Origin of the sequence: Streptomyces sp. CA-135486 (assembly GCF_050936555.1) — a bacterium.
Taxonomy (GTDB): domain Bacteria; phylum Actinomycetota; class Actinomycetes; order Streptomycetales; family Streptomycetaceae; genus Streptomyces.
Genome location: NZ_JBNJMM010000001.1, coordinates 2,684,973 through 2,697,048, shown reverse-complemented (window position 1 = coordinate 2,697,048; position 12,076 = coordinate 2,684,973). Strand labels below are relative to the sequence as shown.

Annotated in this window: 9 protein-coding genes; all 9 read right to left on the bottom strand. The window is 71.6% G+C overall.

The genetic code is table 11. From position 1 onward, the window contains the following. Positions 1–28 precede the first annotated feature (28 nt). The 9 genes from ACQEVG_RS12235 to ACQEVG_RS12195 all read right to left on the bottom strand — a co-directional run bounded on the left by ACQEVG_RS12235 (position 29) and on the right by ACQEVG_RS12195 (position 12,031). Positions 29–847: a TrmH family RNA methyltransferase gene (locus ACQEVG_RS12235; protein ID WP_432981313.1), complete on the bottom strand. Its 819-nt coding sequence runs from the start codon at positions 845–847 to the stop codon at positions 29–31. A 125-nt stretch (positions 848–972) separates the two neighbouring features. Further along, positions 973–2,226: a uroporphyrinogen-III C-methyltransferase gene (cobA, locus tag ACQEVG_RS12230; RefSeq protein WP_432981310.1), complete on the bottom strand. Its 1,254-nt coding sequence runs from the start codon at positions 2,224–2,226 to the stop codon at positions 973–975. A gap of 135 nt (positions 2,227–2,361) precedes the next feature. Continuing rightward, positions 2,362–5,664 (bottom strand): nicotinate-nucleotide--dimethylbenzimidazole phosphoribosyltransferase, encoded by a 3,303-nt coding sequence (cobT, locus tag ACQEVG_RS12225; protein ID WP_432981307.1) that lies wholly within the window; start codon positions 5,662–5,664, stop codon positions 2,362–2,364. A gap of 333 nt (positions 5,665–5,997) precedes the next feature. Further along, on the bottom strand, positions 5,998–7,236 hold the full coding sequence (gene cbiE, locus ACQEVG_RS12220; protein ID WP_432981304.1) for a precorrin-6y C5,15-methyltransferase (decarboxylating) subunit CbiE: 1,239 nt from the start codon (positions 7,234–7,236) through the stop codon (positions 5,998–6,000). A gap of 295 nt (positions 7,237–7,531) precedes the next feature. Continuing rightward, complete coding sequence (locus tag ACQEVG_RS12215; RefSeq protein ID WP_432981301.1) at positions 7,532–8,179, bottom strand: GNAT family N-acetyltransferase; 648 nt, start codon at positions 8,177–8,179, stop codon at positions 7,532–7,534. Positions 8,180–8,338: 159 nt separating this feature from the next. Then, positions 8,339–9,196, bottom strand: a complete 858-nt coding sequence (locus ACQEVG_RS12210; protein WP_432981298.1) for a MetQ/NlpA family ABC transporter substrate-binding protein — start codon at positions 9,194–9,196, stop codon at positions 8,339–8,341. A gap of 76 nt (positions 9,197–9,272) precedes the next feature. Then, positions 9,273–9,944, bottom strand: a complete 672-nt coding sequence (locus ACQEVG_RS12205; RefSeq protein ID WP_432981295.1) for a methionine ABC transporter permease — start codon at positions 9,942–9,944, stop codon at positions 9,273–9,275. Then, positions 9,941–11,011, bottom strand: a complete 1,071-nt coding sequence (locus ACQEVG_RS12200) for a methionine ABC transporter ATP-binding protein (RefSeq protein ID WP_432981292.1) — start codon at positions 11,009–11,011, stop codon at positions 9,941–9,943. The genes ACQEVG_RS12205 and ACQEVG_RS12200 overlap by 4 nt, the downstream gene beginning before the upstream one ends. A gap of 372 nt (positions 11,012–11,383) precedes the next feature. Next, a complete protein-coding gene (locus ACQEVG_RS12195) occupies positions 11,384–12,031 on the bottom strand; it encodes an HAD family hydrolase (protein ID WP_432981289.1) in 648 nt (215 codons plus the stop codon). Positions 12,032–12,076: the final 45 nt, after the last annotated feature.

Genomic DNA, 12,076 nt, shown 5'->3' with positions numbered 1-12,076 from the left:
CTTCGGCGGCTCAGGCTGCTTCGGTGACTCAGGCCTCGGGGCGGCCCGTCGCCACCGCGTAGAACGCGACCGCGGCGGCCGCGCCCACATTGAGCGAGTCGACTCCGTGCGCCATCGGGATGCGCACCCACTCGTCGGCGGCGACCAGCGCCTGCCTGGAGAGCCCGTCGCCCTCCGCGCCGAGCATCAGCGCCACGCGGTCGAGCCGGTGGGGCGCCGCCTCGTCGATGGCGGCGGCCTTCTCGTCGGGGGTGAGGGCGAGGAGCTTGAAGCCCGCTTCCCGTACGGATTCGAGGCCTTTGGGCCAGGATTCGAGACGGGCGTACGGAACGGAGAAGACCGCGCCCATGGAGACCTTCACGGAGCGGCGGTAGAGCGGGTCCGCGCAGTCCGGCGAGAGCAGCACCGCGTCCATGCCGAGGGCCGCGGCGCTACGGAAGATCGCACCGATGTTGGTGTGGTCGTTGACCGACTCCATGACGACCACACGGCGGGCCGTCAGCAGCAGTTCGTCGGCCGTCGGCAGGGGCTTGCGCTGCATGGAAGCGAGCGCGCCGCGATGCACGTGGTAGCCGGTGACGCGTTCGGCGAGCTCGGGGCTCACCGCGTACACGGGAGCCGGGAGCTCGTCGATGACGTCCCGCATGACGTCGACCCACTTGGCGGAGAGCAGCATCGACCGCATCTCGTAACCGGCGTCCTTGGCGCGGCGGATGACCTTCTCGCCCTCGGCGATGAACAGGCCTTCGGCGGGCTCGCGCCTGCGCCGGAGCTCTACATCGGTCAGGCCGGTGTAGTCGCGCAGGCGCGGGTCGTCGGGGTCCTCGACGGTGATGAGATCGGCCACAGGGTGATACTGCCTTCTCCTGGGTGTGGTGCCAACGGCTGGGGGCGGGTGGGTTACTGCCGGTTACGCGATGCGGTGCGTGCTGCGCGGTGCACGTGCGCCCCGGCGGCTCACACCTGGCGCCGTTACGCCTTGCGCGGTCCGACGGTGACGACCTCGCCGATGACGATGACCGCCGGCGGGCGTACGTCCTCGGTCCGCACCCGCTCCGCGACGGTCGCGAGCGTGGCGTCGACGCGGCGCTGGGAGGCGGTGGTGCCCTCCTGGACCAGGGCCACGGGGGTGTCGGGGCGCTTTCCGTGGGCGACCAGTGCCTGCGCGATGGCGCCGATCTTGTCGACCCCCATCAGCACGACGAGCGTGCCGCGGAGCTTGGCGAGGGACGCCCAGTCGACGAGCGAGCGCTCGTCGTCGGGGGCGACATGGCCGCTGACCACCGTGAACTCATGGGCGACGCCACGGTGGGTGACCGGGATGCCGACCGCGCCGGGGACGCTGATGGAGCTGGAGATGCCCGGGACGACGGTGCACGGGATGCCGGCCTCGGCGAGGGCCTCGGCCTCTTCCATGCCGCGGCCGAAGACGAAGGGGTCGCCGCCCTTGAGCCGTACCACCGCCTTGCCCGCCTTCGCGTGCTCGATCAGGGCGTTGTTGATCGCCTCCTGGGCCATGAAGCGGCCGTACGGGATCTTCGCGGCGTCGATCACCTCGACGTGGGGCGGGAGTTCGTCGAGCAGGTCGCGCGGGCCGAGGCGGTCGGCGATGACGACGTCCGCCTCGGCGAGGAGGCGGCGGCCGCGGACGGTGATCAGGTCCGGGTCGCCGGGTCCGCCGCCGACAAGGGCGACGCCGGGGGTCCTGGTGCGGTGGTGGGGAGCGGCGAGGGAGCCGTCCCGCAGTCCCTCGACGATGGCGTCGCGCACGGCGGCGGAGCGGCGGGGGTCGCGGCCGGTGAGCACCGCCACGGTCACGCCTTCGGAGCGGCCGGTGGCCGGGGTCCATGCGGTGGCTGCGCTCGCGTCGTCGGAGCGTACGCACCAGGTGCGGGTGCGCTCGGCCTCCGCGGAGGCACGGGCGTTGGCCTCGGCGTCGGAGGTGGCGATGAGGGCGTACCAGGCGTCCGTGAGGTCACCCTCGGCGTACGGGCGCTGCTCCCAGCGGATCTCGCCGGCCGTGGCCATGGCCTCGACGGACGGCGTCGCGGACGGCGACACCAGGACGATGTCGGCCCCGGCCGCGATGAGCGCGGGGAGCCGGCGCTGGGCGACCTGCCCACCGCCGAGTACCACGACGCGGCGCCCGGTGAGGCGCAGTCCTACGGGGTAGGCGGGGTGCTCGTCGTGGTCGACGTGCGCAGCGGGGTCAGCGTGCTCGGCCATGGCGGTACTGGCTCCTCGGGCGGGGCAGTGCGGTCTACGGGGCCGCTGCGGCGGTGAAGCGGCTGGTGGGGCGGGGGTTGGACCTCCGCGACCACCTTACGGGCCGGGGGGTGAGGTTTTCCCACCCCTCCCCGCCTACTTCTCCGTCACGCCCGCCGAGTCGAACGTCGCCACCTCGTGCATCGCCCTTGCCGCACTCTGTACCACTGGCAGCGCCAGCAGCGCTCCCGTCCCCTCGCCCAGGCGCAGGTCCAGGTCCACCAGCGGGCGCAGGCCCAGCTTGTTGAGGGCCGCCACATGGCCAGGCTCCGCGCTGCGGTGGCCTGCGATGCAGGCCGCCAGGGCCTCCGGCGCGATCGCCCGGGCGACCAGCGCGGCCGCGCCCGCCGAGACGCCGTCCAGCACCACCGGCGTACGCAGCGACGCGCCGCCCAGGATGAAGCCGACCAGTGCCGCGTGCTCCAGGCCGCCGACCGCCGACAGGACGCCGATCGGGTCCGCGGGATCCGGCGCGTGCAGCTCCAGCGCACGCCGTACCACGTCGACCTTGCGCGCGTGCATCTCGTCGTTGATGCCCGTACCACGGCCGGTGATCTCGCTCGGGTCGATGCCCGTGTACACCGAGATCAGCGCCGCGGAGATCGTTGTGTTCGCGATGCCCATCTCACCGGTGAGGAGCGCCTTGTTGCCCGCCGCCACCAGATCGCGCGCCGTCTCGATGCCGACCTCGACCGCCGAGAGGACGTCTTCGCGGCTCAGCGCGGGGCCGGTCGTGCAGTCCGCCGTGCCCGCCCGCACCTTGCGCGGCAGCAGTCCCGGCGTGGCGGGCAGGTCCGCGGCGACGCCCACGTCGATCACGCAGACCTCCGCACCCACCTGGTTGGCGAACGCGTTGCAGACCGCGCCCCCGCCCAGGAAGTTGGCCACCATCTGGGCCGTGACCTCCTGCGGCCAGGCCGTGACCCCCTGCGCGTGCACTCCGTGGTCACCCGCGAAGATCGCGACCGCCGCGGGCTCCGGGATAGGCGGCGGGCACATCCGCGACAACCCGCTCAGCTGCGCCGAGATGATCTCCAGCATGCCGAGCGCGCCCGCCGGCTTGGTCATCCGCTTCTGCCGCTCCCACGCCTCGCCGAGCGCTTTCGCGTCCAGCGGGCGGATGTTGGAGACGGTCTCCTGGAGCAGATCGTGCGGCTCCTCGCCGGGCAGCGCGCGCCGTCCGTACGTCTCCTCGTGCACGACCCACGACAGCGGACGGCGCTTGGACCAGCCCGCCTGCATCAGCTCCGGCTCTTCGGGGAATTCGTCGACGTACCCCACGCACAGATACGCCACGGCCTCCAGGTGCTCCGGCAGACCGAGCGCGCGCACCATCTCGCGCTCGTCGAAGAAGCTGACCCAGCCGACGCCGAGACCTTCGGCACGCGCGGCGAGCCAGAGGTTCTCGACGGCGAGGGCGGAGGAGTACGGGGCCATCTGCGGCTGTGTGTGCCGGCCCAGCGTGTGCCGGCCGCCGCGCGTCGGGTCGGCGGTGACCACGATGTTCACCGGGGTGTCGAGGATCGCCTCGATCTTCAGTTCCTTGAACTGCTTGGCCCGGCCCTTCGGCAGCGACTTCGCGTACGCGTCGCGCTGACGCTGGGCGAGCTCGTGCATCGTCCGCCGGGTCTCGGCGGAGCGGATGACGACGAAGTCCCAGGGCTGCGAGTGGCCGACGCTGGGGGCTGTGTGCGCGGCCTCCAGGACGCGCAGCAGCACCTCGTGCGGGATGGGATCGCTGCGGAAGCCGTTGCGGATGTCCCGGCGCTCGCGCATGACGCGGAGTACGGCTTCGCGCTCGGCGTCGTCGTAGCCGGGTGCGGGCGCGCCACCGAGGGCGGTGCCGGCGGGCGCGGCTTCGGGCTTGGTCACCGCCTCGGGCACTGCCACCGCCTCGGGCTTGGTCACAGCCTCGGGCACTGCCACCTCCTCGGCCACTGCCACCGTCTCCGGCACTGCCGCGGGAACCGGCTCCGGCTTGGGGGCGGGCACGGCTTCTTCGGCCACGACGACCTCTTCGGCGATCTCGGCCACCTCTTCCGCCACGACGGGCTCAGCCTCGGGAACCGGCTGGACCGGCGGCTCGGCAGCGGTCTTCTCTGTCACCGGCCCCGGCTCACCCGCGCGGGGCGCGGGCACGAGCACCTCGGCCTGCGGCGCGGGCTCTTCCGTGGCGGCCGCGACCGCCGCTTCCTCCACGACCGCGACCTCCTCGACCAGCGGCGCGGCCTCGGGCTCCGGCTCAGGCCCCTGGTCGGCGGACTCGGGGGCGACCGGAGGTTCAGGAGCGACCACAGGAACGTCAGTCACCGGTGTGGCCGGCGGGACCACCGGGACCGGCGTGGTGGCCTCGACGGGCGCGGGCTCCGGCTCCGGCTCCGGGACGACCGTTTCCGGCGTGGCTTCCGCTGCGGCCGGAGGAGGCGTGTGGGGCGGCTGAGGCTGAGGGTCCCAGGGAACCCCGGCCTGCGGCGGAATCTCACCCAGCTGCGGCCCCGGCAGCACGGCAGCCGTCTCCTCGCGCGGGATGTCGAGGTACTCCGGACCTGAGGTGGGCGGACCCGGGTCGGGTACGGGCGTGGCATGCGCCGGCGTCCCCGCGGGGCCGCGGTCGGCGAGCGAACGGACCACGCCGCCCGAGGACGCGTCGGGTACCGGCGGTCCCATGTGCAAAGGGCGTCGCGCGGGCGGTGGTGTCGGCGTGGCCGAGGTGGGCGGGATGCGTACGCCGTTGAGGTCGACGGAGCCGGAGTCACGGCCCCCCGCCTCGTGCGCGCCGGCCTCGTGCATCCCGTAGGCGGCTACGGCCGGCTGGGCCGCCGCGGCGACGGGCTCGGCCACGGGCTGCTCGACGGGGGCGAACTGCTCCTCCGCGAAGGCCGGCGCGACGGGCTCCGGCACCGGCGCGGCAGCGGCAAAATCCGGAGCCGGGAACTCCGGGCCCGCGGGCGGCTGGGCCGCGCCATGCGCCTCGGCCTCGGGCGCCCGGTACTGCGGGACGAACTGCTCCTGCGGGACGAAGTGCTCCTGCCCCGGCGTCTGCGCCACAGCTTCGGCGACCGCCGTCACCGGCTGGGCGACATGCCGCTCCGGAACCGGCATCGCGACCGGAGCCTGCCCCGTCCCCGCCGGAGCCACCGGCGCGTGAGCCACCTGCATCTGCGCGACCGGCGCCTGGGCGACCGGGGCGTGCGCCACGGGGCCCTGCACGGGTTGCACCACGTGTGGGTCGCTCCACGCTCCCTGCGCGCCGGGCATCAGCAGCAGATCGTCCTCTTCGGAACCGTTCTCGGAGGAGTCGAGGAAGGTGTACGCACCGGAAGCGGGGACGCCCGGCTGCTCCACCATGCCTGCGTTCTCCGGCAGCCCCTCGCCCGGGATCTGGCCGGTGTCAGTCATGCGTACCCCTCGCCCATCGCTTGTGCTCCTTCGCCCATCGCCCGGGACGCCCGATCGCGGCACACGCAACGCCCGCCAACAAGAACGAGCGTGTGCGCCGCGCGGCACGATGACCCACGGGCACCATGCATTCTCGCGCCCGTTCGTTACCACGGCAGGGAGATCCGCCACGGTTCGCTGTGGGCTGCGCCACGTTGCGCTTCCCCCGGTTCCGACGTACCACAAACAGGAGCCAAAGCGCCCCCTTTTTCCGGACATTGACGAACGAAGCGACGAACGACCGGGTGCAGTACAACGATCGGCCAGCCTACCCCGCGCCGTGCGGCGGCAGGGTCAGGGGGCGCTCTCAAGACGGCGGCCGGAGAGCAGGAAGACGACCGAGCGCTCCCGCTCCGTCCACGCCGCGGTGTCCAGTTCGACGGACTGCAGCAGCGCGCACTCGACCTCGTACCCGCCCGCCGCCAGTGCCGCGCCGATCGCCTCCGCCTCGTCGCGGGTCGACGCATGGGTGACGATGCGTTGCGGCCGCCGGTCGGCGCACGCGGTCACCACATGCGCTCCCCCGCCCCCGATCCGTACGACATCGGGCTCGGGCAGCCGCTCGAGCACATGCGGCGCACGCCCCCGCACGACTTGGAGCTGGACGCCCGAGCGCCGCGCGGTGGCTTCGGTGCGGGCGCAGGCCGCAGCGTCCGCGTCGACGGCGATGACCGCGGCGCCGAACCGGGCGGCCTCCGCCGCGAGCGCCCCGCTGCCGGAGCCGATGTCCCAGACCAGGTCGCCGATGCGCGGCCCGAGGCGGGCCAGTTGGGCGGCGCGCAGCTGCAGCGACTCGCCCTCGCCCAGCTCTTCTCCCTGCGAGGGCCCTTCTCCGTACGACCGGGAGGGCAGCGCCCAGCCTCGTACCGCGGGCGGATAGCCGGGTTCACGGCCCGAGATCCAGCCCGAGCCCGGCACCGCCGCGGTGCCCGTGCCACCGATGACGATGACGACATTGGGGTCGCGCCAGGCGTGGTCGGCCGCCTTGTCCGAGGTGAGGACGGTGACCTGCTCGCGGTCGGTGCCGAGCTCCTCGCAGATGACGAAGGTCCGGTGCACGCCTTCGAGCAGCAGGGCGAGCTCCGCGGGACCGGCGCCCGGGGATGTGAGGACGGCGACCTTGGGGTGTGCCCGGCACACATTGACGGCGCGGCGCAGCGTACGGCGCTGGGCGACGACGATCTGGGCGTCGTCCCAGGGCATGCCTGCCCGGGCGAAGGCGGTGGCGACGGACGAGACCGCGGGCACGACCTCGACCTCCAGGCCGTGCTCCGGCGCGCGCAGGGTGCGTACGACGCCGAAGAAGCCCGGGTCGCCGTCGGCGAGGACAACGGCGCTGCCACGGTGGCTCGCGATCCGCCGCGCGGCCAGGTCGACGCTGCCGAGCCGGATGCGCTCGGCGCCCCGGGGCACCTCGGGCAGCGCCAGATGGTGGGCGGCTCCGGCCACCAGGGTGGCGGCCGACAGCGCGGACCGGGCCGCCTCGGTGAGGGGCGAACCGTCCCAGCCGATCACCGTGACCCGGTCGGCCATCGTCGTCAGTCTCCTGGTGTTGTCGCAGGTCGGGCAGCCCGCACGGGTGCGGGCAGGGTGAGGTTACCTTCCAAGGATGCCTGCTGAATCAGACCGGCCGGATCCGGGCGGTCGCCGGTTTGTCCCCGTGGCTGAAGCCGGCCCGTCCCCTGGCTGAAGCCGGCCGGTCCGATGAGTGAACGGCGTCGGTCCCGTGGGTGAGGCCGGTCGGTCCCGTGGGTGAGGCCGGTCGGTCCCGCGGGTGAAGCCGGTCGGTCCCGTGGGTGAGGCCGGTCGGTCCCGCGGGTGAGGCCGGTCAGTTCCAGTCGGTGAACGAGGCGTAGCCCGCGTCCGCCATCTGTTCGGCGACGCCTTCGAGGTCCTCGGGCAGCAGGCTCCAGACGATCAGGTCGGTGCGGATGTCGGCCCAGCCACCGTCCTCGGTCTGCGTGCGCGCTATCCAGGCGTTGCGCAGGACTCCCTCGCTGATGCAGCCGATCTTCTGGGCGACCTGCTGGGAGGCGGTGTTGTCGGCCGCCGTGCGCAGCTCCAGGCGCTCGAACTTCTGGACGCGGAACAGCCACTGGGCGACGGCCAGCACCGATTCGGTGGCGTAGCCTTCGCCGCGCGCCCAGGGGGCGGTGACATACGCGACCTCGGTGGCGAGCGTGCGCCAGTTGGTGTGCTTCAGATGGATGACGCCGACGAGGCGCTGGGTGAGGAACTCCGTGATGGCGAGCACGATCCCGCGGCCTTCGGTGCGCTCTGCAGGAGCGATCCTGCGGACCCACTCCTCGGCGTCGGCCCCGGTGTACGGGTGCGGCACCGAGGTCCAGGCGGTGACCTGTTCGTCGTTCATCATCTCGGTGTGCGCCGGGATGTCGGCCTCTTCGAAGGGGCGCAGCACCAACCGCTCCGTGCTGATGGACACGTCCGGGAAGGTGGTAGTCATGCGCAGCTCCATGCCGAAGACCGTCGAAAGGGTCGTAGCCGTAAAGGCACAGCATGCAGCATCGGGTCGGGGATGTGCATGGCCGGGTGCGCATGCAAAGAGGCCCCACGCACCTTACGGGATGCGCGGGGCCTCTTCGGGCGGTCTCGCTCAAGGCCCTTGCGGCAGGCCTTACTTGACGGCGCCGAAGGCCGGGACGATGGAACCGGCGTACTTGTCCTCGATGAACTTCTTCACCTCGGGGGAGTTGAGGAGCTGCGCAAGCTTCTGCACGCGCGCGTCCTTCTCGTTGCCCTCCTTGACGGCGAGGAAGTTGGCGTACGGGTTGCCTTCGGCCTTCTCCAGCGCCAGGGCGTCCTCGGCGGGCTTGAGCTCGGCCTCGATGGCGTAGTTGCCGTTGATGACCGCGGCATCCACGTCGCCCAGGGCGCGCGGCAGCGTGGCGGCCTCCAGCTCCTTGAACTTCAGCCCCTTGCTGTCCTTGATGTCGGAGAGCTTGGCGTCGGTGCCCGCGCCGTCCTTGAGGGTGATAAGGCCGTTGTCGGCGAGCAGCTTGAGCGCGCGGCCCTCGTTGGTGGTGTCGTTCGGGACGGCAATGGTCTGGCCGGACTTGATCTCCCCCAGGCCCTTGAACTTCTTGGAGTAGAGGCCGAGCGGCTCCAGGTGGACGTTGACGACCGGGACGATGTGCGTCTTGTTCTTCTTGTTGAAGTCGTCCAGGTACGGCTTGTGCTGGAAGAAGTTGGCGTCGACCTGGCCGCTCTCGGTGGCGGTGTTCGGCAGGACGTAGTCCGTGAACTCCTTGACCTCGAGCCCCAGTCCGGCCTTCTTCGCCAGGTTGTCCTTGATGTAGCCCAGGATGTCGGCGTGCGGCGTCGGGGACGCGGCGACGACGAGCGGCTTGGACTCGTCGGCCTTGCCGGAGCCGGACTTGGCCGCCGGGTCGGACGCGGTGCCGCAGGCGGTGAGGCCGAGGGCGAGCGCGGCGGTGGCGGCTGCGGCCGCGGTGAGCTTGATGTTCTTACGCACGAAGAGTGCCTCTTTCTGGTGTTGCGGTGGTGTCGCCCGGACAAGGAGTGCGGGCTTGTTGGGGTGAAGCGGGGGGTCAGGAAGCGGTACGGCCGCGGCGCGCCAGGAGGCGTACGACTGAGTCGCCGAGCAGCTGTACGACGGTGACGAGGGCGATCAGGATGGCGACCGTGATCAGCATGAACTGGGTCTCGAAGCGCTGGAATCCGTAGGTCACGGCCTTGGAGCCAAGCCCCTCGCCGCCGACCGCGCCTGCCATCGCCGAATAGCCGACGAGCACGATCACCGTGGTGGTGACGGCGGACACGAGCGAGGGCAGGGCCTGCGGCAGCAGCACCTTGCGCACGATCGTCGGGATGGAGCCGCCCATCGACTGGACGGCTTCGACGAGACCGTGGTCGACCTCGCGGATGGCCGTCTCGACGAGCCGCGCGAAGAACGGGATGGCGCCGACGGCGAGCGGCACGATCATCGCGCTGGGGCCGATGAAGGTGCCGACGACCAGTGTGGTGAAGGGGATCAGCGCGATCAGCAGGATGATGAACGGCAGCGAGCGGCCGATGTTCACGATCACGCCGACGACCTTGTTCACCGGGGTGTTCTGCAGCAGTCCGCCCTTGTCGGTGAGGACGAGCAGCACACCGAGCGGCAGTCCGCCCGCGACGGTGACGAGGGTGGACCACAGCACCATGTAGAGGGTGTCGACGGTGCCCTGGCTCAGCAGCGGCTGCATCTCGGACCAGGTCACTTGGCACCTTCCTTGACCAGCACGCCGCTCTGCGCGGGGAGAGTGACCGGCTCGGCGGGCTCGTCGGGGTCCACGACATCGACCTGGAGGCCCTGCTCGCGCAGGAAGCCGACCGGGACGACGTTCTCCTCGTAGCGTCCGGGCAGTTCGATGCGCATCCGGCCGATCTGCTTGCCGCCGACGGTGTCCATCGCGGCGCCCAGGATCGAGATGTCGATGTTGTACGTACGCGAGAGCTGGGAGATCACCGGCTGGGTGGCGGCCTCGCCGCGGAAGGTGACGTCGATGACCGTGCGGTCCGGACCCGAGGCCTCGCCGCCGACCGGGAAGAGCTCCTGCGCCAGCTCGGAGCCCGGGGTCGCGAGCAGTTCGCTCACAGTGCCGGATTCGATGATCTTTCCCTTCTTCATCAGGGCCGCCGAGTCGCAGATCGTCTTGACGACGTCCATCTCGTGCGTGATGAGCAGAACGGTCAGTCCGAGCTGCCGGTTGAGGTCGCGCAGCAGCTGCAGGATCGACCGGGTGGTCTCGGGGTCGAGGGCGGACGTCGCCTCGTCGGAGAGCAGCACCTTGGGGTCGCCGGCGAGCGCCCGGGCGATGCCGACGCGCTGCTTCTGGCCGCCGGAGAGCTGTGCGGGGTAGGCCTTCGCCTTGTCGGCCAGGCCCACCAGGTCGAGCAGTTCCAGCGCCTTGCGGGAGCGCTCGGCGCCGGAGCTGCCGAGGATCTCCAGGGGCAGTTCGACGTTGTCCTTGACGGTGCGCGAGGACAGCAGGTTGAAGTGCTGGAAGACCATGCCGATACGGCTGCGTGCCTCGCGCAGTTCCTTGGTGGCGCGGCGGCCGCGTCCGGCGAGCGCGGTGAGGTCCTGGCCGGCCACGGTCACGGTGCCGGAGGTGGGGCGTTCGAGCAGGTTGACGCAGCGGATGAGCGACGATTTGCCGGCGCCGCTCTGGCCGATGACGCCGAAGACCTCGCCCTCACGGACGTGCAGGTCGACGCCGTCCAGCGCGGTGACCTCGCGGCCTCGCGACGCATAGACCTTGGTAAGGCCCGTAGTGGTGATCACAGGGGGTTTCCGTCACTGTCGAGTGCGCGGCGCGGTGTCCGCCGGGCACGGGGCATTCGGGTGCCGACGCGCACGGATGATTCGGCTGGTGGCCGGGGCAACGCGTGCGCGGGCAGGCTCCGTCAGACTCGTTCAAGGAGTTGAGTCGGATTCGGCGCGGCTGTCGGTCTCGCTTCGGGGCGCGAGACTCGGGCAGGGGCCCTCAGAAGGCGCACATTCGACACATACAACGAGCACCGGGCGTCGTGATCGCCTCGGTCGCAAGGGTGCGGCTGCTCATCGTGGTCATGGCGGCAAGTAAAACAGACGGGGGTAGGGAGCGAGGGGGGTCGTCCGAATACCGGACGGCTTTGCTTCAGTATGCGGACAGCGTCAGTCGGCCGCCGTGATCTCCACTCCCCCGTGTGTGGCCTGCGCGGACACGGCCGAGAGGTCGGTCACGACCACATCGGCGAGCAGTTCGGAACGCTCGTGCGTTGTGGCCAAGGCCACGGTCCGCATGCCCGCGGCGCGACCCGCCGTCAGCCCGGCCGGGGCATCCTCGAAGACGACGCAGCGCGCCGGGTCGACGCCGAGCCGACGGGCCCCGAGCAGATACGGCTCCGGGTCCGGCTTGCCACGCGTGATGTCGTCGGCGGCGATCAGGACCTTGGGCCGGATGCCGACCTCTTCGAGCCTGGCCTCGGCGAGCCGCCGGGTCGCGGAGGTGACCACGGCCCAGCGGTCGGCGGGCAGCCGGTCGAGCAGCTCGGCGGTGCCGGGCAGCAGCACGACGCCCCCGACCACGTCGTCGACCTCCAGCTGTTCGATACGGGCGACGGCCCCCGGCACCACATCGGCGGGCAGCAGATCGGCGGCTATCTCGGCAGCGGGGCGGCCGTGCAGCTCGACGCGGGCGAAGTCCTCCGCGGTGATTCCGTACTCACTCGCCCACCGGGTCCAGCAGCGGTGGACGGACTCGATCGAAGAGACGAGGGTTCCGTCGTTGTCGAACAGCAGGGCTTCGGCGCGGATCTTCATGGTCGTCGACCCTACGTGGGCGCACGGGGCCGCGCGCATCGGGCC

Excerpts from the sequence above, each read along its gene's own strand:
- cobA (WP_432981310.1), bottom strand. The coding sequence starts at position 2,226 with ATGGCCGAGCACGCTGACCCCGCTGCGCACGTCGACCACGACGAGCAC.
- cobT (WP_432981307.1), bottom strand. The coding sequence starts at position 5,664 with ATGACTGACACCGGCCAGATCCCGGGCGAGGGGCTGCCGGAGAACGCA.
- cbiE (WP_432981304.1), bottom strand. The coding sequence starts at position 7,236 with ATGGCCGACCGGGTCACGGTGATCGGCTGGGACGGTTCGCCCCTCACC.
- ACQEVG_RS12215 (WP_432981301.1), bottom strand. The coding sequence starts at position 8,179 with ATGGAGCTGCGCATGACTACCACCTTCCCGGACGTGTCCATCAGCACG.
- ACQEVG_RS12195 (WP_432981289.1), bottom strand. The coding sequence starts at position 12,031 with ATGAAGATCCGCGCCGAAGCCCTGCTGTTCGACAACGACGGAACCCTC.